Below are 21,801 nucleotides of genomic sequence, written 5' to 3' on the forward strand. Positions count from 1 at the left end.
CAACCCGGCCCACAGCAACCCGGCCCACAGCAACCCGGCCCACAGCAACCCGGCCCACAGCAACCCGGCCCACAGCAACCCGGCCCGCGGATCATGGCGCCCTACGGGCGAACCCCGCCCTCGGCCGCCCGGCACGACAACTCTGGGCCGGCCCGCAGAAAGGCTCTACCGGCCTTCCCGCATCACCACAAACTCCGCCGGCGACCAAGGTTGAGCCACATCCGCGGACAGCACACCTAGACCGTGGTGTCGGTCAGCTCTTTCTTGGCGTCCCGCGACGACTTCACAAGACTCGCCGCCGTCGCGATGCCGAGCGTGCCGAGAATCACGACCAGCGAGAGCCAGATCGGGATCTCCGGCGCCCAGTGCACGCCGTGCCCGCCGTTGATGAAGGCCAGCGTGTTGGTGTGCAGCGCCTCGAGGAACAACTTCACCCCGATGAACGCGAGCACGAATGCCAGCCCGATGTTGAGGTAGACGAGACGCTCGAGCAGCCCGCCGAGCAGGAAGTACAGCTGCCGAAGCCCCATCAGCGCGAACACGTTCGCGGTGAAGACGAGGTAGGGCTCCTTGGTGATGCCGAAGATCGCCGGGATCGAGTCGAGCGCGAAGATCAGGTCCGTGGTCCCGATCGCGATCATCACGATGAGCAGCGGCGTGAACAGCCGCTTCCCGGTCTCCGTGACCACCGTCATCTTGCCGCTGTCGAACGAGCTGGACAGCGGGAAGACCCGCTTCGCCCACCGGATCAGCAGATTTTCCTTGAACTCCTCCTCCTCGTCACCGTTCTTCAGCAGCGTGGCCGCCGTGTAGACGAGGAAAATGCCGAAGATGTAGAACACCCACGAGAACTGCTCGATCAGCGCAGCACCGGCAGCGATGAACGCACCCCGCATGACGAGCGCCAGCACGATGCCGATGAGCAGCACCTTCTGCTGGAACCGCCGCGGCACGCTGAACCGCGCCATGATGATCATGAAGACGAAGAGGTTGTCGACGCTGAGCGAATACTCGGTCAGCCAGCCGGTGTAGAACTCAGCGGCCGGCGTCCACCCCGCGGTCAGCCACAACCCGAGCCCGAACACGATGGCCAGGCCGATGTAGAAGGCAACCCATCCACCGGCCTCCTTCATCGAAGGCTCATGGGGTCGCCGCCCGACGATCAGCAGATCAACGGCGAGCATGACGACCAAAGCACCGAGGGTCGCAAACCAGACCCAAGCAGAAATATTCAACGAGAACCTCCGGCAGGCACGGGGCATCGCCACACCGGATAAGGGGTCCGGCACGGCGACGTGCAACTGTCGGAGGTCTCTTCCGCTCTCACCACTATCGTGAGAACCACCGGCCCCGGGCCCATCCTTGCGGACGCTGACCGTGCTGACGACACCGGCGCGAGGGAATACTCCCCTCCTACGGAAGCCATTGTGTCCCATCCCCGCCCGCAGTGACACATGACCCCAGCCAACCGTGTCCAGGCTCTCCCCGCCAGCACTTCCCAAACCGGATAAACCAGATTTCAAGCTGCCAGCTAGCAGAAAGCGACCACGCAACCAGCCGCCCTCCCACGCCCGCGCACCGTCGCCCGCTTGAGCTATCCCCTCCCCACTGGTGACGGCCACCACAACCCCAGGATCGCGTTCCAGCAGAAATGGGTGAGCAGGACCCCCGCGACGAAGGCCTTGAACCGCCCAACCATCCAGATACGCCTCGCGAATCCCAGGCGGGCCGAAAGGCAAGCGGGCCGAGACAAACGGGCCGAAAGGCAAGCGGGCCGAGAGGCAAGCGGGCCGAGAGGCAAGCGGGCCGGGAGGCAAGCGGGCCGAGAGGCAAGCGGGCCGAGTGCCTGGATCTGGTCGGGTGTGCCGTCGGCGGGTGAGTTGCTGGCACGGCTCAGGCGGGCCAAGACCGAGCACAGCCCAGGCGGGCTAAAACCTCCGTAGCCCGAGCGGGCCCCGATGAGCACGGGTCAAGCCCAGGTAGGGCAGAAGTTGACCGAGCCCAGCTCAAGCGGACCAGGACGCATCCCAACCTCGCCCTGGCGTCCCAGGAGCAACCAGGCCCAGGCTTGCTCGTGGGCCCACAAGCAGGCATAAGCGCAGGCCCAAGCCCACGTCCCGAGCAGGCCCAAGCCCAGCCCACGCCCGCAAGCAGACCCAAACCCACGCCCAGCCAACGCCGCGAGCAAGCCCACGCCCGCAAGCAGACCCACATCTGCGAGCAAGCCCACGCCCGCAAGCAGACCCACATCTGCGAGCAAGCCCACGCCCGCGAGCAGGGACCGAGGGGCGGGGAAGGGCGAGGGGAACTGGCGGGGGTGGGCGGCGGCGGGGGTTAGCGGACGCCGGCGACGTCCATGCCTCGGAGTTCTTTTTTGAGTTCGGAGACTTCGTCGCGGATTCGGGCGGCTAGTTCGAATTGGAGTTCTCGGGCGGCGCCGAGCATTTGGTCGTTGAGGTCTTGGATCAGTTGGGCTAGCTCGGCGCGGGCCATGCCTTCTCGGGCGGGGGTGCCGGCGGAGGCTCGGGACTTGGAGCGGGTTTCGGGGACGGGGCCCTTGCCTCGGGAGATCTGGCGGCCGCCGCCGCCGACCACGTTGCCGGTGAGGGCTGTGTCGGTGTCTTCGGCTTCTCGGTAGATGTCGTCGAGGATGTCGTGGATCTTTTTGCGGAGGGGCTCGGGGCTGATGCCGTGGGCCTTGTTGTGGGCGATCTGCTTGTCGCGGCGGCGGTCGGTTTCCTCGATGGCGCTGCGCATGGAGGGGGTCATCTTGTCGGCGTACATGTGGACTTCGCCGGAGACGTTGCGGGCTGCGCGGCCGATCGTCTGGATGAGGGAGCGGCCGCTGCGCAGGAAGCCTTCCTTGTCGGCGTCGAGGATCGCGACCAGGGAGACCTCGGGGAGGTCGAGGCCCTCGCGGAGCAGGTTGATGCCGACCAGGACGTCGTAGTCGCCCTTGCGGAGCTCCTTGAGCAGCTCGACGCGGCGCAGGGTGTCGACCTCGGAGTGCAGGTAGCGGACCCGGATGCCGTTCTCGAGGAGGTAGTCGGTGAGGTCCTCGGCCATCTTCTTGGTGAGGGTGGTGACCAGGACGCGCTCGTCGCGGGCGGTGCGCTGGTTGATCTCGTGCATCAGGTCGTCGATCTGGCCCTTGGTGGGCTTGACCACGACCTGGGGGTCGACGAGGCCGGTCGGGCGGATGACCTGCTCGACATATTCGCCCTCGGCCTGGCCAAGCTCCCACGGGCCGGGGGTCGCGGACAGGAACACCATCTGGCCGACCCGCTCGAGGAACTCGTCGAAGCGCAGCGGCCGGTTGTCGGCGGCGCTGGGCAGGCGGAAGCCGTGCTCGATGAGGATGCGTTTGCGGGAGGCGTCGCCCTCATACATCCCGCCGATCTGCGGGATCGTCACGTGGGACTCGTCGATGACGGTGACGAAGTCGTCGGGGAAGTAGTCGAGCAGCGTGTATGCGGGGTCGCCGGGGTTGCGGCCGTCCATGTGCATCGAATAATTCTCGATGCCGTTGCAGAAGCCGACCTGGCGCATCATCTCGATGTCGTAGGTGGTGCGCATCCGCAGCCGCTGGGCCTCGAGCAGCTTGCCCTGCCGCTCGAACTCGGCCAGCCGCTCGGCCAGCTCGACCTCGATCTGGCCGATGGCGCGCTCCATGCGCTCGGGACCGGCCGCGTAGTGGGTCGCCGGGAAGATCACCAGCTGGTCCACCTCGCGGACGACCTCGCCGGTGAGCGGGTGCAGGTAGTAGAGCTTCTCGACCTCGTCACCGAACATCTCGATGCGGATCGCGAGCTCTTCGTATGCCGGGATGATCTCGAGGGTGTCGCCCCGGACCCGGAACGTGCCCCGCTGGAAGGCCATGTCGTTGCGCGAATACTGGATGTCGACCAGGCGCCGCAGCATCTTGTCGCGGTCGATCTCCTCGCCGACCTTCAGCTTGACGGCGCGCTCGATGTATTCCTGCGGGGTGCCCAGGCCGTAGATCGCCGAGACGGTCGCGACCACGATCACGTCGCGCCGGGTGAGCAGCGACATGGTGGCCGAGTGCCGCAGCCGCTCGACCTCCTCGTTGACCGACGAGTCCTTCTCGATGTAGGTGTCGGTCTGGGCGATATACGCCTCGGGCTGGTAGTAGTCGTAGTAGCTGACGAAGTATTCGACGGCGTTGTGCGGCATGAGCTCGCGGAACTCCTTGGCGAGCTGTGCGCACAGCGTCTTGTTGGGCGCGAGCACGAGAGCGGGCCGCTGCAGCTTCTCGATGAGCCACGCGGTGGTCGCGCTCTTGCCGGTGCCGGTAGCGCCGAGCAGGACGGTGTTGCGGTCGCCGCGGCGCACCCGGCGCTCCAGCTCGGCAATGGCCGTGGGCTGGTCACCGGCCGGCTTGTAGTCGCTGACGACCTGGAAAGTGCCGTCGAGTCGTGGGATGTCGAGCGCCATGGGACCTACCGTACGTCGGGGGTACGACAAGTTTTGCCGGGCCGGTCCGGGGCGTGTGCGATGAGTGCGTATTCGCCCCCGCCACCAGGCGTTGTCCGGCTCTCGGCGGCGGACCTACCCTGGTTGCGTAGGTCGCTCGCGGCGGCCGCCCGGCCGGTCCGGCGCCACCGAGCGGCGCCACGGACGGGACCGGGATCGCTGCCCCGGCACACAGCCGGCAGGCGCGTCCCGCAAGGTCGCGCTCTCCAGCGCCGACCGACCGTCGCGAGCGCCCCTACCCCCAAGACAGCCAGCCCCGCAAACAACCAGCCCCGCAAACAACCAGCCCGGCGAACAACCAGCCCGCGAACAGCCGGGAAATCAGCCGGGAAAGTCAGGGACGCCAGCCCGTGGCCTCAGCCCACTCGTACGCCGCAGCCGCCTCAGCGTCGAACCAGGGCTCCTTCGCCTCGGCATAGCTGTCCGTGGTGGCATGCTCCGCGACCCAGCGCTCCTTCGCCTCGGCATACCCGTCGCGCGCCGCCGGCACAGCGCGCAGGTGGTCCCGCATGAGGAGGGCGAAACGCCAGCCCGGGGACCCCTCAACGCGTACATGGAGATTGACGGGACGGCCGGGATCGGCGTTGCCATGCAGACGCTTGGGCCAAGTTTTGCCGGGAATGCCCCGGGCGTTGTCGCGCCACTCCCCCTCGCGCCGCGGCAGGCCCGCGGCACCGAGCGCGTCCGACAGTCTGTCGGCCTCGTCGAGGGTGGGAACGGTCAGCATCAGGTCGATCACGTCCTTCGCGGGCAGCCCGGGGACCGACGTCGAGCCGATGTGCGAAACCTCCGCCGGCCCGCCGAGGACCGGCCTGAGCGCATGGTCGATCCGGGCGATGATCCGGGCCGCCTGCGCCGGCCACGACAGGTCCGGGGCCACGACGTGCAAGCTCCCGTCGGTGGCGGCACGCTTACCGAAACGAACATTACTTTCGTACGCCAGGAGCCGCTCACGCCATAGCTCATCCACCCGCTCCTGAAGCCGCCCGAGCGTCCCGTTGTTGTCGATTATCGCGTCCGCCGCGGCACGGCGCTCGTCGTCACCGGCCTGCGCGGCGATGCGGGCGGCGGCCTGCTCCTCGCTCATCCCGCGGGTCCCCACCAGCCGGGCGATCCGGGTCCGCGGCGCCGATTCAACGACGATGACCAGGTGGTACGTGGGCGCGAGCCCGGTTTCCACCAGCAGCGGAACGTCGTTGACCACGATGGCGCCCGGGTCGGCTTCTGCGGCGCGGGCGACGAGTTCAGCGGTGCGGGCGCGTACCCGTGGGTGAATGATCTTCTCGAGCCGGCGCCGGGCCTGCTCGTCCCCGAACACCCGCGCGCCGAGCGCGGGGCGGTCCAGCTCTCCGTCAGCGCCCACGATCCCGGGCCCGAACGCCTCGACCACCGCGGCCAGTCCGTCGGTGCCGCCGGCAACGACCTCCCTGGCCAGCTTGTCGGCGTCGACAATCACCGCACCGAGCTGCGCGAGCCGCCGGGCAACGGCACTCTTGCCGGCCCCGATTCCACCGGTCAACCCCACCATGAGCACCCGCCAATTATCGCCCATCGCCCCCCGGAACAACACCAGTCGCGCCCGCCCCACGCCAGCTATGAGAACGCGATCCGCACCCGCGGTCAGGCGGCGGCGCGGGCTTTGCTGCCGTAGGTGGGGCCGGTTGGGGAACGACGCAGAGAAGCCGCCCACCCGGCACCGTGAGGTGCTGGATTGGCGGCTTCTCGAGCTACGAAACCATCCCGGTCCGGACGGGCCGGACGCGGAGCAGAGCCGAACACAGATCAGAGCAGATCGGACGTCGATCAGAGCCGGGGCCGCAACGAGCGGAAAAGCTGAGCGGAGGAGCGGGCCGGACCGGGCTGATCGGTGATCTCCGCCAGGCGTCCCTGGCTCAGCCAGGCGTCCCTGGCCGCATCACCTACCGAACCTCGATCGAACGAACCCACCTCGACCGCACTGCCCAACCTCGCCGAAGCGACGCCGACCCGAACAACACCCGAGCCGGACAACACCCGAGCCGATCCACTCCCAGCCGGAGCAGTGCCGACCAGGAGCAAGGCGCCGCACCAAGCACGACTACCGCGTCCGACCGGGCGGGCCCGGCTGGAGTGCGGTGGTGATCCGGGTCCCGCTCCCCGGCGCGGAGGCCGGGGAGCGGGGTTGCCGGATCAGTCGTGCGGGGTGACTACTTGCCGCCGGCGAGCTTCTCGCGCAGAGCGGCGAGCGCCTCGTCGGTGGCCAGCGTGCCGGCCGGCTCCTCGTTGGAGCGCGCCGGGGCGGACGAGCTCGTGGAGGAGGTGGAGGAGGTCGACGACGAGGTGGTCACGGCACCAACAGGCTGCGGGTTGAGCGCGGCCTCGGCGTCGGCGTCGCGGGACGCCTGCACCTGCTTGGTGTGGGCCTCCCAGCGCTCGCGGGCGTCGGCGTACTGCTTCTCCCACGTCTCGCGCTGCTTGTCGAAGCCCTCGAGCCACTCGCCCGTCTCGGGGTCGAAGCCCTCCGGGTAGATGTAGTTGCCCTCGTTGTCGTACGTGGCGGCCATGCCGTAGAGGGTCGGGTCGAAGTGCTCCTCGCCCTCGACGAAGCCCTCGTTGGCCTGCTTGAGCGACAGCGAGATGCGGCGACGCTCGAGATCGATGTCGATGACCTTGACCAGCACGTCCGAACCGACCTGGACGACCTGCTCGGGCAGCTCGACGTGACGCTCGGCCAGCTCGGAGATGTGCACCAGGCCCTCGATGCCGTCGTCCACGCGGACGAAGGCGCCGAACGGAACCAGCTTGGTGACCTTGCCCGGCACGATCTGGTTGATCGCGTGGGTCCGGGCGAACTGGCGCCACGGGTCTTCCTGGGTCGCCTTCAGCGACAGCGAGACGCGCTCGCGGTCCAGGTCGACGTCGAGCACCTCGACCTCGACCTCCTGGCCGACCTCGACAACCTCGGAGGGGTGGTCGATGTGCTTCCAGGAGAGCTCGGAGACGTGCACGAGGCCGTCCACGCCACCCAGGTCCACGAAGGCACCGAAGTTGACGATGGAGGACACGACGCCCTTGCGGACCTGGCCCTTCTGCAGCTTGTTGAGGAACTCGGTGCGAACCTCGGACTGCGTCTGCTCCAGCCACGCGCGGCGGGAGAGGACCACGTTGTTGCGGTTCTTGTCGAGCTCGATGATCTTCGCTTCGAGCTCGCGGCCGACGTACGGCTGCAGATCGCGCACGCGGCGCATCTCGACCAGCGAAGCCGGCAGGAAGCCACGGAGGCCGATGTCGAGGATGAGTCCACCCTTGACGACCTCGATGACGGAACCACGGACGACGCCGTCGTCTTCCTTGATCTTCTCGATGGTGCCCCAAGCGCGCTCGTACTGCGCGCGCTTCTTCGAGAGGATCAGGCGACCTTCCTTGTCCTCCTTGGTGAGGACGAGGGCTTCGATGTGGTCACCGACCGACACCACTTCCGCGGGGTCCACGTCGTGCTTGATCGACAACTCGCGCGAGGGGATGACGCCCTCGGTCTTGTAGCCGATGTCGAGCAGGACCTCGTCCCGATCGACCTTGACGACGGTGCCTTCGACAATATCGCCGTCGTTGAAGTACTTGATGGTCTCGTCGATGGCTGCGAGGAAAGCTTCCTCCGAGCCAAGATCGTCGACGGTGACCCTGTTGGCGCTCGAGGTGGCCTCGATGCTGCTCGTCATGTGGACTGTTGCTCCGAACGGATGGTTTCGTGGTGTCTCTTGCGCGCCGCGGAACTGCCGACGGGCACAGCACGAACATCCGGTGATCAAAGAAGCTTCTAGCTCGGGAAGCTTCATGATCAAGCGAGCAGGATCATGCTGGGACCGACGACTTGCGGAACCTGCTCCCTGCCGAGGCACACGATTCCGCGAGCGCATCGACTAGCTTACCGTGCGCATTACCACAGGTTGCAAGCCCTCCTGAGTACCGAGGCATATTGATCCCGTAAAACCCGCCATCACGGGCGTTATGTGCCATTTTCGACGTCCCGCGCGCCGGATGACCGTGCCGAAACCGTTGCACGAGCTCTGCCCGTACGGTGGCTGAGTGATCGAAGACCAGCCCCCCACCCGGGCCGCCACGCTCCGCCGCCCGGTGACCGACGACGAAAGCCGCGTCGCCAGCCGGCACTGGTGGGACCTCGACGCGGACGACTACCAGGAGGAGCACGGAGCCTTCCTCGGCGACGTCGATTTCATCTGGTGCCCCGAAGGCCTCCGCGAGGCGGACGCGAAACTGCTCGGCGAGGTACGCGGCAAGCGCATCCTGGAGCTCGGCTGCGGCGCGGCGTCCGCAGCCCGCTGGCTCGACGGCCAGGGCGCCGACGTGATCGCGATGGACCTGAGTGCCGGCATGCTGCGCCAGGCCCGGCAAGCCGAAGACCGTTCGGGTGTACGCGTACCGCTCGTGCAGGCCGACGCCCTCGCCCTCCCCTTCGCCACCGGCTCGTTCGACACCGTCTGCACGGCCTTCGGCGCGATCCCGTTCGTCGCGGACTCCGGAGCGCTCATGAAGGAGGCAGCGCGGGTCCTGCGCCCCGGCGGCACCTGGGTCTTCTCGATCACCCACCCCATGCGCTGGGTCTTCCTCGACGAACCGGGCAAGGAGGGACTGCTCGCGGTCCACCCCTACTTCGACCGCCGGCCCTACGTGGAACAGGACGAGGACGGCGTACCCACATATGTCGAGCAGCACCGCACCCTGGGCGACCGGGTCCGGGAGGTCGTGGACGCGGGTTTTGTCCTCAAAGACCTGATCGAGCCGGAATGGCCGGCCGGCCATGATCAGATCTGGGGCCAATGGAGCCCCCTGCGCGGCCGCCTCTTCCCCGGCACCGCGATCTTCGTCTGTTACCTGCCCTGATCCGCGGGTATCCGCAGGTCATGAGCCCACGAAAAGGTGACAGGGTGTCCTGGAGCAGCCACGGCCACGAGGTCCACGGCACGGTCGAGAAGAAGATCACCACCGAGACCGAGGACTCCGGCCGCACGGTGAAAGCCACCCCGGACGAGCCCCAGTTCAAGGTCAAGAGCGACAAGACCGGAGCCACGGCGGTGCACAAGCCCGGAGCGCTCCATGACGAGTGACCCGTACGCCGAATTCCGGTCGGCGGTCAACATGGCGCCCGCCGAGCTGGACAAATGGCTGGCGACCGATGAATCCCGGTCGGTTGGCCAGAAGGGGCCCGCGGGCAGCGAGTCCGTGGGGCACGACAGCGGGCGGAAGATCGTCAAGCTGCTGCACACGAAGAAGGCCGAGCTCACCGACGCCGACATGGCCCACATGGCGAAGGTGGTGGGTTACGTCCACCGCCACCTGGCCCAGCGGCCGTCCGGAAACATCGACGAGAGCAACTGGCGATACTCACTGATGAACTGGGGCCACGACCCTCTCAAAAAATAGTTTGGGTACGCAGTGAGCTCCCTCACCGTCGCTCAAGTCCTCGGATCCCTCGGCTGATATAACCCATACGGGTGAAGTCAGCCGGGCAAGATCAGCTCGCCGTCCGCAGCCGGTTGTCCGGGACAACACCACCGCCCGCCTCACCATCGTCGCTCGCCGGGAATGGCCGGCATGGGACAACCCGACTCCTGTGCCCGCCCGCATGGGAGCCACGACCTCCCTCAGCACGTCTCCCCCGGCGCGCGATGCATCTCCAACGCGCGTCACTCCCCCAAGCGCGTTACACCCACAAGCGCGCGTTACTCAATGAGTGCCCGCCACTCCCCAAGTGGGCGTCACTCTTTGAGTACGCGTCACTCCCTAGGCGCACGCTATGTGCGCGGCACTCCCTAAGTACATCGGGACGCCCACCCATGGCATCGACCTTCAGCCTCGCGGCATGGGCGCGAGACCCGCCCCACCTCGCGACATCTGGCATGAGGCCCACCGACGCCCTTGGTGGCGTGAGGAGCCGCCGCCCTCGTGGCAGGCGCATGCGGCCCGCCCACCTCGTCGCGGTGGCACGCCATGACGCTCCGTCCACCTCGCGGCAGGCGGATCAAGCCCGCCCACTCGCGGCGGCGGCACAGCATGAGGTTCACCCTCAACTTGCGGCAGGTGCATCAAGCCCACCCACATCGCGGCAGCGGCAGCGGCAGCGGCAGCGGCAGCGGCAGCGGCAGCGGCAGCGGCATGAGGTTCGCCCCCACCTCACGGCAGGTGCATCAAGCCCACCCACATCGCGGCAACGGCACAGCATGAGGTTCGCCCCCACCTCACGGCAGGCGCATCAAGCCCACCCACCTCAAGGCAGCGGCAGCAGCAGCGGCATAAGGTTCGCCCCCACCTCACGGCAGGCGCATCACGCAGGCCGACCTCACGGCAGGCGCATTAGCCACCCACACGGCGGTGGCACAAGCACGAGGTCCGCAAGCTGACGGGCCTCAGGCGGCCCCAGGCGGGGCTGGGAGGGTCAGTTGGTGGCGGCGGCGGAGGTTATGTCGAGGAGGCCGGTGAGGAGGACCAGGGCGGCGGGGACGAGGCGGTAGTAGACCCAGGTGCCGCGGCGGTCGCTGTCGACCAGGCCTGCTTCGCGGAGGACTTTGAGGTGGTGGGAGATCGTGGGGCCGGTGAGTTTGAAGGAGCCGGTCAGGTCGCAGACGCAGACCTCTCCGCCGCCGGCGGAGGCGATCATGGAGAGGAGCCGGAGCCGGACGGGGTCGCCCAGAGCCTTGAACATCGGGGCGAAGGCGCTTGCCTGGTCGGCTTCGAGCGGGCGGCGAACCACCGGTGCCCAGGCCGCCGACAGCGATGTCATCTCGATGGAAGTGCTTGGCATCAGCCCACCCTTGCAGAGCAAGGCAAATCGTTCTCACAAGAACCTGACAATTCGCTGCGCACCGCGAGATTACTGATGCGTAGCGCCAGAATGCATTATCGAGAAACGCATCCGGCATCCGCGCAGCCGTCGCCAGCGGACCAAGAAGTCCGAGGTGGAGGCGGGTGCGGCGGCCGGAAATGGATATTGCGGCGGGTCGGTTGAATCAAGAAAAAAAGATCGTCGTATGTGCCCGAAGTCCCACCAGACGAACCTCCGTCAGCCCGGGGGTCCACTGGGGAACGTGATCAACCTGCTCGAGGGCTTTCCCCGGTCTGTGCTGATACCGGACGTGCCGCGGGTCCCCGTCCGGCGCTGTTCGAGGACCGCCATGGATCGGGCGCCGCGGCTGGGGAGTACTTGACAGCAGATCGCTCCGAGCCGCGACCTCGCAGCTCGGAGCGACCCGAGGCAAACCCGCGGCTCGGAGCGACCCGAAGTGACCCGCAGCCTGGAGCGATCCGAGGCAGGCCCGAGGCTCGGAGCGACCCGGGGTGAGCGGGGTGGGTCAGTGGTCGGCGCCGTTCCAGTCCTTGCCCAGGCCGACCGAGACCTCCAGGGGGACGGAGAGGGGGTAGGCGGCGCCCATTTCCTGGCGGACGAGGGCCTCGAGGGGTTCGCGTTCGCCGGGGGCGACGTCGAAGACGAGTTCGTCGTGGACCTGGAGGAGCATGCGGCTTTCGAGGCCCGCCTCGCGGATGGCGCGGTCGACGTGGAGCATGGCGAGTTTGATGATGTCGGCGGCGGAGCCCTGGATGGGGGCGTTGAGGGCCATGCGTTCGGCCATTTCGCGGCGTTGGCGGTTGTCGCTGCTCAGGTCGGGGAGGTAGCGGCGGCGGCCGAGGATGGTGGCTGTGTAGCCGTCCTGGACTGCTCGGCGGACTACTGCTTGGAGGTAGTCGCGGACGCCACCGAAGCGTTCGAAGTATTCGTTCATCAGGCCACGGGCTTCTTCCGTGGTGATGGTGAGCTGGTTGGAGAGGCCGAACGCGCTCAGACCGTACGCAAGGCCGTAGTTCATTGCCTTGATCTTGCGGCGCTGGTCGGGGACGACCTCTTCGACCGGGACGTGGAAGACCGAGGAGGCCGTGGCGGCGTGGAAGTCGGCGCCGGAGTTGAAGGCCGCGATGAGGGCCTCGTCGCCGGAGAGGTGGGCCATGATGCGCATCTCGATCTGGCTGTAGTCGGCGGTGAGCAGCGACTCGTAACCGTTGCCGACGACGAAGGCGCGGCGGATGCGGCGGCCCTCCTCGGTGCGGATCGGGATGTTCTGCAGGTTGGGGTCGGTCGAGGAGAGCCGGCCCGTGGCCGCCACGGTCTGGTAGAACGTGGTGTGGATGCGGCCGTCGTCGGAGACCGATTTGAGCAGGCCGTCCACCGTGGATTTGAGTTTTGCCACATCGCGGTGGCGCAGCAGGTGGGTCAGCAGCGGGTCGCCGGTCTGGGCGTGCAGGCTCTGCAGGGCGTCGGCGTCGGTGGTGTAGCCGGACTTGATCTTCTTGGTCTTGGGCAGGTCGCGCTCGACGAAGAGGATCTCCTGCAGCTGCTTGGGCGAGCCGAGGTTGAACTCGCGCCCGACCACCTCGTGCGCGGCCTGCTGGGCTAGTTTCACCTCGGCGGCGAAGCTGGACTCGAGCTCGTGCAGGTAGTCGATGTCGGCGGCGATGCCGATGCGCTCCATCTCGCCGAGCACGACCTCGAGGGGCTGCTCGACCTCGGCGAGGATGCGCTGGGAGGCGCCGTCGTCGCGGGAGAGCTCCTCGGTGATGGTGTCGGCGAGGTCGAGGGTGGCGCGGGCGCGGAGCATGACGTTCTGCTCGGCGGAGTCCTCCTCGCCGGGCGGGTCGAGCAGGGTGAGCTGGCCGTTGTCGGGGGCGTCGACGCGCAGCTCGCGTTTGAGGTAGCGCAGGGCCAGGTCGGTCAGGTCGTAGGCCCGCTGGTCGGGTTTGGCCAGGTAGGCGGCGAGGGCGGTGTCGACCCGCACGCCCTGCAGGGTCCACCCGTGCGACTGGAACGCCAGCATGGCGGGCTTGGCGTCGTGGATGACCTTCGGCCGGGCGGGGTCGGCGAGCCAGGCGGCGACCGCGCCCTCGTCGGTCTCGTCGAGCTCCGCGGGGTCGAACCAGGCGGCCGGGCCGTCGCCGGTGGCGACCGCGATGCCGCTGAGCGAGCCGGTGCCACGCCCGAAGGTGCCGGTGACCGCGACCCCGACCGGGGCGCTCCCGGCGTGCTGGGTGAGCCAGCCGGTGACCTCGCCGGCGCGCAGGACGGTGCCTGCCAGGTCGAAGCCGGACTCGGCCTCGGGCTCGACGGCCTCGAGATATGAGTAGAGGCGCTCGCGCAGCACCCGGAACTCGAGCGCGTCGAAGACCTGGTGCACCGCCTCGCGGTCCCAGCCCTGCCACTTCACGTCCTGCGGGCCGACGGGCAGCTCCAGGTCGCAGACGAGCTTGTTGAGGTCGTAGTTGCGCATGACCTGCGACAGGTGGGCGCGCAGGCTGTCGCCGACCTTGCCCTTGATCTCGTCGACGCGGGCGATGACGCCGTCGAGGCCGCCGTACTGATTGATCCATTTCGCGGCGGTCTTGTCGCCGACGCCCGGCACACCCAGCAGGTTGTCGCTGGAGTCGCCGACCAGCGCGGCCTTGTCGCGGTAGCGGTTCGGGGGGACGCCGTATTTCGTCTCGATGGCCTCGGGCGTCATCCGCCAGACCTCGGACACGCCGCGCACCGGGTAGAGGATGGTGACCTTCTCGCCGGAGAGCTGGAACGAGTCGCGGTCGCCGGTCGAGACGATGACGTCGAAACCCTGCTCGAGGGCCTGGGTGGTCAGCGTGCCGATGATGTCGTCGGCCTCGTAACCGGGCTTCTCGACCACCTGGATGCGCAGTGCCTCCAGTACCTCCTTGATCAGGCTGACCTGGCCGAGGAAGGGCTTGGGGGTCTCCGACCGGCCCGCTTTGTATTCCGGGAACAGCTCGGTGCGGAACGTCTGCCGGGCCACGTCGAAGGCGACCACGATGTGGGTCGGCTTCTCGTCGCGAAGCATGTTGATCAGCATCGAGGTGAATCCGAACACTGCGTTCGTCGCCTGACCCGTCTGGGTGGAGAAATTCTCCACGGGCAGGGCGAAATAGGCTCGGTAGGCCAGCGAGTGGCCGTCGAGCAGCAGCAAGCGGGGGGTCTGGGCGTCGTCGCTCACGTCGGTGAACTCTAGTCGGGGGGTACGACATCAATAAGCAACAGGGCGTCCCCCCACCGGGGAACGCCCTGTCGATGAAGCGAAATCAGGCGACGCCGAGGTAGGCCTCTTTGACCGCCGGGTCCGTGAGCAGGTCCTGCCCGGTGCCGGCCTTGACGATGGCACCGGTCTCGAGCACGTAGCCGCGGTGGGCCCGCGACAGCGCCTGCTGGGCGTTCTGCTCCACCAGCAGCACCGTGGTGCCCTGCTGGTTGATCTCCGTGATGATGTCGAAGATCTGCTGGATGATCATGGGTGCGAGACCCATCGACGGCTCGTCCAGCAGCAGCAGCTTGGGCCGGCTCATCAGCGCCCGGCCGACCGCGAGCATCTGCTGCTCGCCGCCGGACAGGGTGCCGGCGGCCTGCTTGGCCCGCTCCAGCAGACGCGGGAACAGGCCGAACACCCGCTCCAGGTCGGCGGCGATACCGGCGCTGTCACGCCGGGTGTACGCCCCCATGTCCAGGTTCTCCCGCACGGTCATACCCGGGAAGACGCCCCGGCCCTCGGGCGACTGACAGATGCCCTTGATGACCCGCAGGTCGGCGCGGAGCGTGGAGATGTCCTCGCCGTTAAAAACGATCTTGCCCGACGCCAGCGGGTTCAGCCCCGAGACGGCGCGCATCGTGGAGGTCTTGCCGGCGCCGTTCGCGCCGATCAGCGCCACGATCTCGCCCTCTTCGACCTGCAGGCTGATGCCGTGCAGGGCTTCGATGCGGCCGTATTTGAGCGTGACGTCCTGCAGCTCAAGCAGCATCAGCGGACTCCCCCAGGTAGGCGGCGATCACCTTCGGGTTGTCCCGGATCTCGGCCGGGGTGCCCTCGGCGATCTTCTTGCCGAACTCCAGCACCACGATCCGGTCCGTGACTCCCATGACCAGCCGCATGTCGTGCTCGATCAGCAGCACGGTGTAACCCATGTCGCGGATCTTGCGGATCAGCTGGTTGAGCTGCTCCTTCTCGGCGGGGTTGAAGCCGGCGGCCGGCTCGTCGAGACAGAGCAGCTTGGGCTCGGTCGCGAGCGCCCGCGCGATCTCCAGGCGCCGCTGGTCGCCGTAGGGCAGGTTGCGGGCCAGCTCGTTGGCGCGGTGCTCGATGCCGACGAGACGCAGCAGCTCGAGCGACTTGCGCTCACCCGCCCGCTCCTCCAGCGTGTGCCGGGAAAGACCGAAGATCTTCGCACTCGTACGCGCGACCTGCTGCCACGTGCGCACCAGCCCGTTCGACGAGTCCACCCGCGGCAGCTCCTCGGGCTTGACCTTCACCCGGTAGAGCCGGAAGAGCGCGCCGAGCACGCTCGTGTAGTGCCGCGAGTCGGTGCCGACCATGACGTTCTCGATGGCCGACATCTCGGGGAAGAGCCGGATGTTCTGGAACGTCCGGGCCACCCCCATCCGGTTGATCTCGTGCGGCTTCTTGCCCGTGATCTTCTTGTCGTCGAAGAGCACGCCGCCCGACGTGGGCTTGTAGACGCCGGTCATGACGTTGAAGCAGGTCGTCTTGCCGGCACCGTTGGGGCCGATCAGCCCGAGGATCTCGCCCTTGTAGAGGCTGAAGCTGACGTCGTTGAGCGCCACCACACCACCGAAGCGCAGCGTGACGTGATCGACGTCGAGAAGAACTTCGCGTTCGTCAGGCACCGACGGCCACCTCCTCCTGACGGTCCTTGAGCTCACGGGCGCGCCGCTTGCTCGGCAGCAGGCCCTGCGGGCGCAGGAGCATGACGAGCACCAGCGCCAGGCCGAAGACGAGGAACCGGTATTCCGAGAAGTCCCGGAACCGCTCCGGCAGGTACGCCAGCAGCACCGCACCGAGCGCCGCACCAGCCATGTTGCCAGATCCGCCGACAACCACCATCGCCACGAACAGGATGGAGAGGTTGGCGTTGAACTGGTTGGGCTCGATGAAGCCCTGCCGGCTGGCGAACAGGAAGCCGGAGAGGCCACCGAGCGCCGCACCGATGGCGAAGGCCCACATCTTGAACTTGAACGGGTTGACGCCCATCACCGCCGCGGCATCCTCGTCCTCGCGGACCGCCAGCCAGGAGCGGCCGACCCGGCTGTTCTCCAGCCGGCGGACGAGGAAGACGACGAGCAGCACGATGGAGAGCGCCAGCCAGTACCACGGCTTCGCGTCGATGAGACCGAAGATGTGGTTGTCGGCCGAGGGCGCGCCCTGCGGACCGGGGATGGAGGCGATACCCGCGGGGCCACCCGACCAGTTGGTCGAGTTGCGGATCACGATGCGGATGATCTCGCCGAAGCCGAGCGTCACGATGGCGAGGTAGTCACCGCGCAGCCGCAGCGTCGGCCAGCCGAGGATGACACCCGAGATCATCGCCAGGGCGATGGCGATCGGGATGCAGATCGCCCAGGTGATCGCCCACTCCGGGGCCAGGTCGAACTTGTCCTGCAGCGACTTGACGACCGGCGACTGCGTGGAGCCGAAGATCGCGACGGCGTAGGCGCCGATCGCGAAGAAGCCCACGTAGCCGAGGTCGAGCAGGCCCGCCAGGCCGATGACGACGTTGAGGCCGAGTGCGATCAGCACGTAGACCGCGCAGGTGAAGAGCACACCCGCCCAGTTGTTGCCGCCCTCGATCGAGTCGGTCCGCAGCCAGGTCAGACCGGGAACGCCGAGCAGCGGCAGGTAGTAGAGGAACGCGACGAAGGCCAGGAAGCCGATGCCGCGCTGCCATTTCGGCAGGCCACGCCACCGGTTGCCGACGCCGGCGAAGAAGTTGCTGACGCCGGAGAGGCGTCCTTCGTTCGGGGTCTCGGTCATGCGCGTGCCCTCCCCAAAGACTCTCCGAGCAGGCCGGTGGGGCGGAACAGCAGCACCACGACCAGCACGACGAACGCGGCGACGTCCTCCCAGTTGGACTGGGTGAGGGTGGCGGCGTAGACCTCGACGACGCCGAGGAGCAGACCGCCGAGGAGCGCGCCGCGCAGGTTGCCGATACCGCCCAGGACCGCGGCGGTGAAGGCCTTGAGGCCCAGCAGGAAGCCTACGTTGAAGCGGGTGTTGCCGTACCGCACCGAGTAGAGCAGTGCGGCGGCGCCCGCGAGCAGGCCACCGAGCAGGAAGATCAGCATGATGACGCGGTCTTTGTTGACGCCCATGAGCGCCGCCGCGTCGGGGTTCTGTGCCACCGCCCGCACGCCCCGGCCGTAGCGGGTGCGGTTGATGAACTGGTCCAGCGCGAACATCATCACAAGAGCCGCGACGATGGTGATGAGCTGGGTGTTGGTGACCTCGGTGCCGAAGATGGTGAAGGCCACCTTCTGCTTGATCAGCGTCGGCATGCCCACCACGAGCCGGCCCTGCCAGATGCCGAACGTCTCGGAGAGCACCATGGAGATGCCGATCGCGGTGATCAGGAAGATCAGCGGTGGTGCGTTGAGCTGGCGCAACCGTCTGTAGGCCACGCGTTCCACCGCGACCGCGGTGGCACCCGAGGCCAAGGCTCCGCCCAGCAATCCCGCGGCAAGCAGCAGCAGCGTCATTGCCACGCCCTGCGTGCCGTCTGCGCCCAGCAGGTTCCACACCCCGAGAACGGCGAAAGTGCCGATCATGAAGACCTCGGAGTGGGCAAAGTTGATCAGCTTCAGTACGCCGTAGACCAGGGTGTATCCGAGCGCGACGAGGGCGTAGATAGAGCCCTTCGCCAAACCGTCCACCGTGTGCTGGCCCAGGTGCCCGAAGAGTTCATCGAAGTTCACGAAATCCCCTTTTTGCACCAGACGCGGCCGGAGGCATCCGCCTCCGGCCGCGTCACAGAACCGCGTACTAGCTGAGCTTGATCTCCTGCTGCGGCTTGAACGCGCCGCCGGTGATGTCGTAGGACCAGATGACGACCTTGCTCTTGTCAACGTCGCCGTTCTCGGCGAACTTCAGGTACTTCGAGACACCCTGCTTGTCGTAGGCGCGAACCCACTCCTGCAGCTCGGCGCGGGTCTTCTTGCCGGCCTTGTAACCCTCGAGGAGGATCGTCGCGCCGTCGTAGCCCTCTGCACCGTAGGAACCCGGCGCCTCGCCGTACTCCTTGGTGAAGTCGGCGGAGAACGTGCCACCGGCCTCAGCGGCGGGCAGACACGGGCAGGTCACGACCGCGCCGTCGGCGGCGGCACCGGCACCCTTGGGGAATCCGGGGTCGTACAGGCCGTCGAAGCCGAGGAACTTGGCGGTGACGCCGGCGGCGCGGGCCTGCTTGAGCAGCGGGGCAGCCTCGTTGGTGTAACCGCCGTACGCGATGACGTCAGCCTTCGCGGACTTGATCTTCGAGATCGTGGCGTCGAAGTTCTGCTGGTCCGTCTGGACCTTGTCGGAACCGGCGACGGTCGCGCCGAGACCGGCCTTGACCTTGTCGATGATGCCCACGCCGTAGGTCTGACCGTCGTCGATGACGAAGACCTTCTGGCCCTTGAGCACGTTCTTGATGTAGGTGACCGCGGCTTCACCCTGCGTGTCGTCGTTGCCGACCACGCGGAAGAAGTTCTTGTGGCCGAGCGTGGTGAGCTCGGCGGCGGTGGCCGACGGGCTGACCATCACGAGGCCGGCGGCGTCGTAGGTCGCCATGGTGGCCTTCGACTCACCGGAGAAGTGACCACCGATGACCGAGGTGAACGACTGGTCCTGGGCCACCTGGTTCGCAATCGGGGTCGCCTGGTCGGCGTTGCCCTGAGTGTCGAAGTCCTGCATGGTGACCTTGCAGTCGGGGTTCGCCGCGTTGAACTGCTTGACGGCGAGCTTGGCCCCGTTCAGCGACGGGATGACCAGGCCGGCGTTGGGACCGGTGAAGGCGCCGAAGATGGCGATCTTGCCGCCGCAGGCGGCCGAATCCGTAGTGTCGTCGCTGCCGGCGTCCTGGCAAGCTGCCATGCCGAGCAGTGCCGCGGACAGACCCACGGCTCCGAGGGCCCGTACAAAGTTTCGCCTCAAGGCTTATGACCTTTCATCCTGGTGCAGGCGGGGCGCCGCGGACAGAAGGTCATCACGTGCCGTCCCCGTCATGTCCGTACCGCATTGCCTGCTTACTGCTTGTGATGGCGGAGCGTACTTGCCCGGCATTACCTGCGTAAGCCGTAGAAGGCACACTTGCCAAACCGTTACGAAGCCCGGCGCGTTAGGCCTGGCCTGTCCTGCCCGAGTGGCCCATGCAACACGTTTCGGACGTTACCTGTCTGTTTCGTCCAGATAAATTAGTGCCTTTTGGGCATCGTCGGCGATCAGCAGCACCCCGCCGGGTCCTACGGCGACGGCGGCGGCGCTGTCCGCCCCGGCGGCCACGCGGGCAGGCATCGCGACCGGCGACCAGGCTCTGCCACCGTCGGGCGAGGACCAGAGGGAGTACGCGACCCCGTCCGAGGTGACGGCGGTGAGGACCCCATCGGCGTACGCCACGGATCTGACACCACCGCGACCACCCGGCGCGACGGCACCGAAGGCACCGGCCGGGACCCACGTCCGCTCCTGCAACCGCCACGCCCCGAACCGGCCACCGCGGACCCCGACGGCGACCGGCACGTCGGCGACGGCCACCCGCTGCAGTTCCTCGTAGTCCGGCGTCGGGTCAGCGGCGGAGACCGCCGTCCACGTCTTCCCGTCGGACGAGGTCCAGCCGGCGGCGTCCCGGTCGATGCGGCCGGTGGGCAGGTAGCCGCCGACGACCAGCCAGCCGGCGCCGGACGGGACACCGTCGAAGGCCCAGCTCTCCCCCGCCGCGGTGGAGGCGAGGCCGGGTGCGCGCTCGTGGATGTCGAACCGGGTGGCGTCCGCCGAGGTCCAGGCCGCGGCGCCGCTCATCCGGTTGCCGGTGATCAGCCAGCCCGCGGGGCCGGCGTCGAGCCGGGAGACGTTGACCGCCTGAGGGCCGCCGTACAGCTCGAAAGGCGCGGTGACCTCGCGCAGGGTGCCGGCTGCGGTCTCGTACCAGGAGCTGGTGCGGGGGTTGCCGTGCGCGCCGCCCACCTTCGCGCCGACCGCGGCCATCCGGCCGTCCCGGCAGGCCACCGATGACAGGATGTTCTGCTCGCCGTAGTACGTCTTCGCCTCGATCGCCAACGGCTTCCAGGACCGGCCGTCGGTGCTCGACCAGGCTGCCGGGCGGGTCGCTTCGACGCTGGTCGCCACCGCACCCACCGCGAACCAGTGCCCGGGGCAGAAGGTCACATCCCGCAGCACCGTACGGCCGGGAGCGCCCTGCGGCGCGGGAAGCTCGACGGCCCGCCAGGTGCGGCCGATCTCCGACGGCGAGGGCGGGGCCGGCGGATCGGCTGAGCACCCCGCCAGCCCGGCCGCCAGCAGCGCCGCCACACAACGGCGCAAAGCTGGACGGCCGGCCGAGGTCACTGGGGCGGCTGGACCTCAGCCGAAGGCTCCTGGCCCTCGGCGAGAATGCGGTCGGCGACCTCGCGCATGGTCATCCGGTGGTCCATCGCGGTGCGCTGGATCCACTTGAACGCCTGCGGCTCGGTCATCGAGAACTTCGTCATGAGCTCGCCCTTGGCCCGCTCGACCGATTTCCGCGTCTCGAGCCGGTCGGTGAGCCCGGCCACCTCGGTCTCGAGGGCGGAGATCTCCGAATACCGGGAGAGGGCGATCTCGATCGCCGGCACCAGGTCGGACTTCTGGAACGGCTTGACGAGGTAGGCCATCGCCCCGGCTGCCCGGGCGCGTTCGACCAGATCGCGCTGGCTGAAGGCGGTGAGGATCACCACGGGGGCGATCCGCCCGCCGGCGATCCGTTCGGCGGCCGCGAGACCGTCCATGATCGGCATCTTGATGTCGAGGATGACCAGGTCCGGGATGAGATCCTCGGCCAGGCGCACCGCGGTCTCGCCGTCGCCGGCCTCACCGACGACGTCATAGCCCTCCTCGACCAGCATCTCGGCCAGGTCGAGCCGGATCAGAGCCTCGTCCTCGGCGATCAACACCCGCCTGCGCTCGGCACTCGCCTGCGTGTCGGCCACGAAACTCCTACCCCCAACACTCCCGAAGTCGCGACACCCGGGTATCTGGGTGTCACCCCCGACAGCGTAGTAGGTAGTGTGTGTCCTGCTCGTATCGCCGTGACCTTGGTCGCGGTGAGTCGTGCGCGCCGGGGTGGAGGAATGGCAGACTCGGGGCACTCAAAATGCTCTGTCCGAAAGGGCGTGCGGGTTCGAATCCCGCCCTCGGCACTTCTGTACGACGTCGCACCCCCGGGTCCATCCCGGGGGTCGATTTT

The 21,801-nt window shown here is 67.8% G+C and carries 16 protein-coding genes and 1 tRNA gene; 4 read left to right on the forward strand and 13 right to left on the reverse strand.

Annotated features, from left to right (window positions below; genetic code table 11):
* Positions 1–236: 236 nt before the first annotated feature.
* From Ahu01nite_RS01965 to rpsA, 4 genes are all read right to left on the reverse strand, one after another.
* Positions 237–1,235: a TerC family protein gene (locus tag Ahu01nite_RS01965; protein ID WP_203834605.1), complete on the reverse strand. Its 999-nt coding sequence runs from the start codon at positions 1,233–1,235 to the stop codon at positions 237–239.
* 1,099 nt (positions 1,236–2,334) lie between these two features.
* Positions 2,335–4,455 (reverse strand): excinuclease ABC subunit UvrB, encoded by a 2,121-nt coding sequence (gene uvrB / locus Ahu01nite_RS01970; RefSeq protein WP_203834606.1) that lies wholly within the window; start codon positions 4,453–4,455, stop codon positions 2,335–2,337.
* 373 nt (positions 4,456–4,828) lie between these two features.
* Positions 4,829–6,028 carry a dephospho-CoA kinase gene (gene coaE, locus Ahu01nite_RS01975; RefSeq protein WP_203834607.1) on the reverse strand — a complete coding sequence of 400 codons (1,200 nt, stop codon included), beginning with the start codon at positions 6,026–6,028 and terminating at the stop codon, positions 4,829–4,831.
* A 652-nt stretch (positions 6,029–6,680) separates the two neighbouring features.
* Positions 6,681–8,192, reverse strand: a complete 1,512-nt coding sequence (gene rpsA, locus Ahu01nite_RS01980; RefSeq protein ID WP_203834608.1) for a 30S ribosomal protein S1 — start codon at positions 8,190–8,192, stop codon at positions 6,681–6,683.
* A 367-nt stretch (positions 8,193–8,559) separates the two neighbouring features.
* Here rpsA and Ahu01nite_RS01985 point away from each other — a divergent pair, with 367 nt between their 5' ends.
* Genes Ahu01nite_RS01985 through Ahu01nite_RS01995 form a run of 3 tightly spaced genes read left to right on the forward strand, consistent with a single transcriptional unit; the run spans position 8,560 to position 9,915 of the window.
* Complete coding sequence (locus Ahu01nite_RS01985) at positions 8,560–9,375, forward strand: class I SAM-dependent methyltransferase (RefSeq protein ID WP_203834609.1); 816 nt, start codon at positions 8,560–8,562, stop codon at positions 9,373–9,375.
* Positions 9,376–9,419: 44 nt separating this feature from the next.
* Positions 9,420–9,599, forward strand: a complete 180-nt coding sequence (locus Ahu01nite_RS01990; RefSeq protein ID WP_239158560.1) for a hypervirulence associated TUDOR domain-containing protein — start codon at positions 9,420–9,422, stop codon at positions 9,597–9,599.
* Positions 9,589–9,915, forward strand: a complete 327-nt coding sequence (locus Ahu01nite_RS01995; protein WP_203834611.1) for a DUF3140 domain-containing protein — start codon at positions 9,589–9,591, stop codon at positions 9,913–9,915. Before Ahu01nite_RS01990 ends, Ahu01nite_RS01995 begins: the two co-directional genes overlap by 11 nt.
* 1,012 nt (positions 9,916–10,927) lie before the next feature.
* On the opposite strand, the gene Ahu01nite_RS02000 is transcribed toward Ahu01nite_RS01995, so the two are convergent.
* The 9 genes from Ahu01nite_RS02000 to Ahu01nite_RS02040 form a co-directional block, all read right to left on the reverse strand.
* Entirely contained in the window at positions 10,928–11,293 is a 366-nt protein-coding gene (locus Ahu01nite_RS02000; protein WP_438874750.1) for an ArsR/SmtB family transcription factor, read from the reverse strand.
* A gap of 547 nt (positions 11,294–11,840) precedes the next feature.
* A complete protein-coding gene (polA, locus tag Ahu01nite_RS02005) occupies positions 11,841–14,534 on the reverse strand; it encodes a DNA polymerase I (protein ID WP_203834612.1) in 2,694 nt (897 codons plus the stop codon).
* 85 nt (positions 14,535–14,619) lie between these two features.
* A complete protein-coding gene (locus Ahu01nite_RS02010; RefSeq protein WP_203834613.1) occupies positions 14,620–15,330 on the reverse strand; it encodes an ABC transporter ATP-binding protein in 711 nt (236 codons plus the stop codon).
* A complete protein-coding gene (locus Ahu01nite_RS02015) occupies positions 15,320–16,213 on the reverse strand; it encodes an ABC transporter ATP-binding protein (RefSeq protein WP_203834614.1) in 894 nt (297 codons plus the stop codon). Before Ahu01nite_RS02015 ends, Ahu01nite_RS02010 begins: the two co-directional genes overlap by 11 nt.
* Entirely contained in the window at positions 16,206–17,357 is a 1,152-nt protein-coding gene (locus Ahu01nite_RS02020; RefSeq protein ID WP_203834615.1) for a branched-chain amino acid ABC transporter permease, read from the reverse strand. Before Ahu01nite_RS02020 ends, Ahu01nite_RS02015 begins: the two co-directional genes overlap by 8 nt.
* Positions 17,354–18,295: a branched-chain amino acid ABC transporter permease gene (locus Ahu01nite_RS02025; RefSeq protein WP_203834616.1), complete on the reverse strand. Its 942-nt coding sequence runs from the start codon at positions 18,293–18,295 to the stop codon at positions 17,354–17,356. Before Ahu01nite_RS02025 ends, Ahu01nite_RS02020 begins: the two co-directional genes overlap by 4 nt.
* A gap of 67 nt (positions 18,296–18,362) precedes the next feature.
* On the reverse strand, positions 18,363–19,514 hold the full coding sequence (locus tag Ahu01nite_RS02030; protein WP_203834617.1) for a branched-chain amino acid ABC transporter substrate-binding protein: 1,152 nt from the start codon (positions 19,512–19,514) through the stop codon (positions 18,363–18,365).
* A 234-nt stretch (positions 19,515–19,748) separates the two neighbouring features.
* A complete protein-coding gene (locus tag Ahu01nite_RS02035; protein WP_203834618.1) occupies positions 19,749–20,888 on the reverse strand; it encodes a hypothetical protein in 1,140 nt (379 codons plus the stop codon).
* Between the two features lie 32 nt (positions 20,889–20,920).
* A complete protein-coding gene (locus Ahu01nite_RS02040; RefSeq protein WP_203834619.1) occupies positions 20,921–21,544 on the reverse strand; it encodes an ANTAR domain-containing response regulator in 624 nt (207 codons plus the stop codon).
* 127 nt (positions 21,545–21,671) lie between these two features.
* On the opposite strand from Ahu01nite_RS02040, the gene Ahu01nite_RS02045 reads away from it, so the two are divergent.
* Positions 21,672–21,754: transfer RNA gene (locus Ahu01nite_RS02045), tRNA-Leu, on the forward strand.
* The last annotated feature ends 47 nt before the right edge of the window (positions 21,755–21,801 follow it).

Source organism: Winogradskya humida, assembly GCF_016862215.1.
GTDB classification, from domain to species: Bacteria; Actinomycetota; Actinomycetes; order Mycobacteriales; family Micromonosporaceae; genus Actinoplanes; species Actinoplanes humidus.

Bases quoted from the DNA above. Each gene is read 5' to 3' on its own strand.
- uvrB (WP_203834606.1), bottom strand. From the start codon at position 4,455: ATGGCGCTCGACATCCCACGACTCGACGGCACTTTCCAGGTCGTCAGC.
- rpsA (WP_203834608.1), bottom strand. From the start codon at position 8,192: ATGACGAGCAGCATCGAGGCCACCTCGAGCGCCAACAGGGTCACCGTC.
- Ahu01nite_RS01995 (WP_203834611.1), top strand. From the start codon at position 9,589: ATGACGAGTGACCCGTACGCCGAATTCCGGTCGGCGGTCAACATGGCG.
- Ahu01nite_RS02000 (WP_438874750.1), bottom strand. From the start codon at position 11,293: ATGCCAAGCACTTCCATCGAGATGACATCGCTGTCGGCGGCCTGGGCA.
- Ahu01nite_RS02010 (WP_203834613.1), bottom strand. From the start codon at position 15,330: ATGCTGCTTGAGCTGCAGGACGTCACGCTCAAATACGGCCGCATCGAA.
- Ahu01nite_RS02020 (WP_203834615.1), bottom strand. From the start codon at position 17,357: ATGACCGAGACCCCGAACGAAGGACGCCTCTCCGGCGTCAGCAACTTC.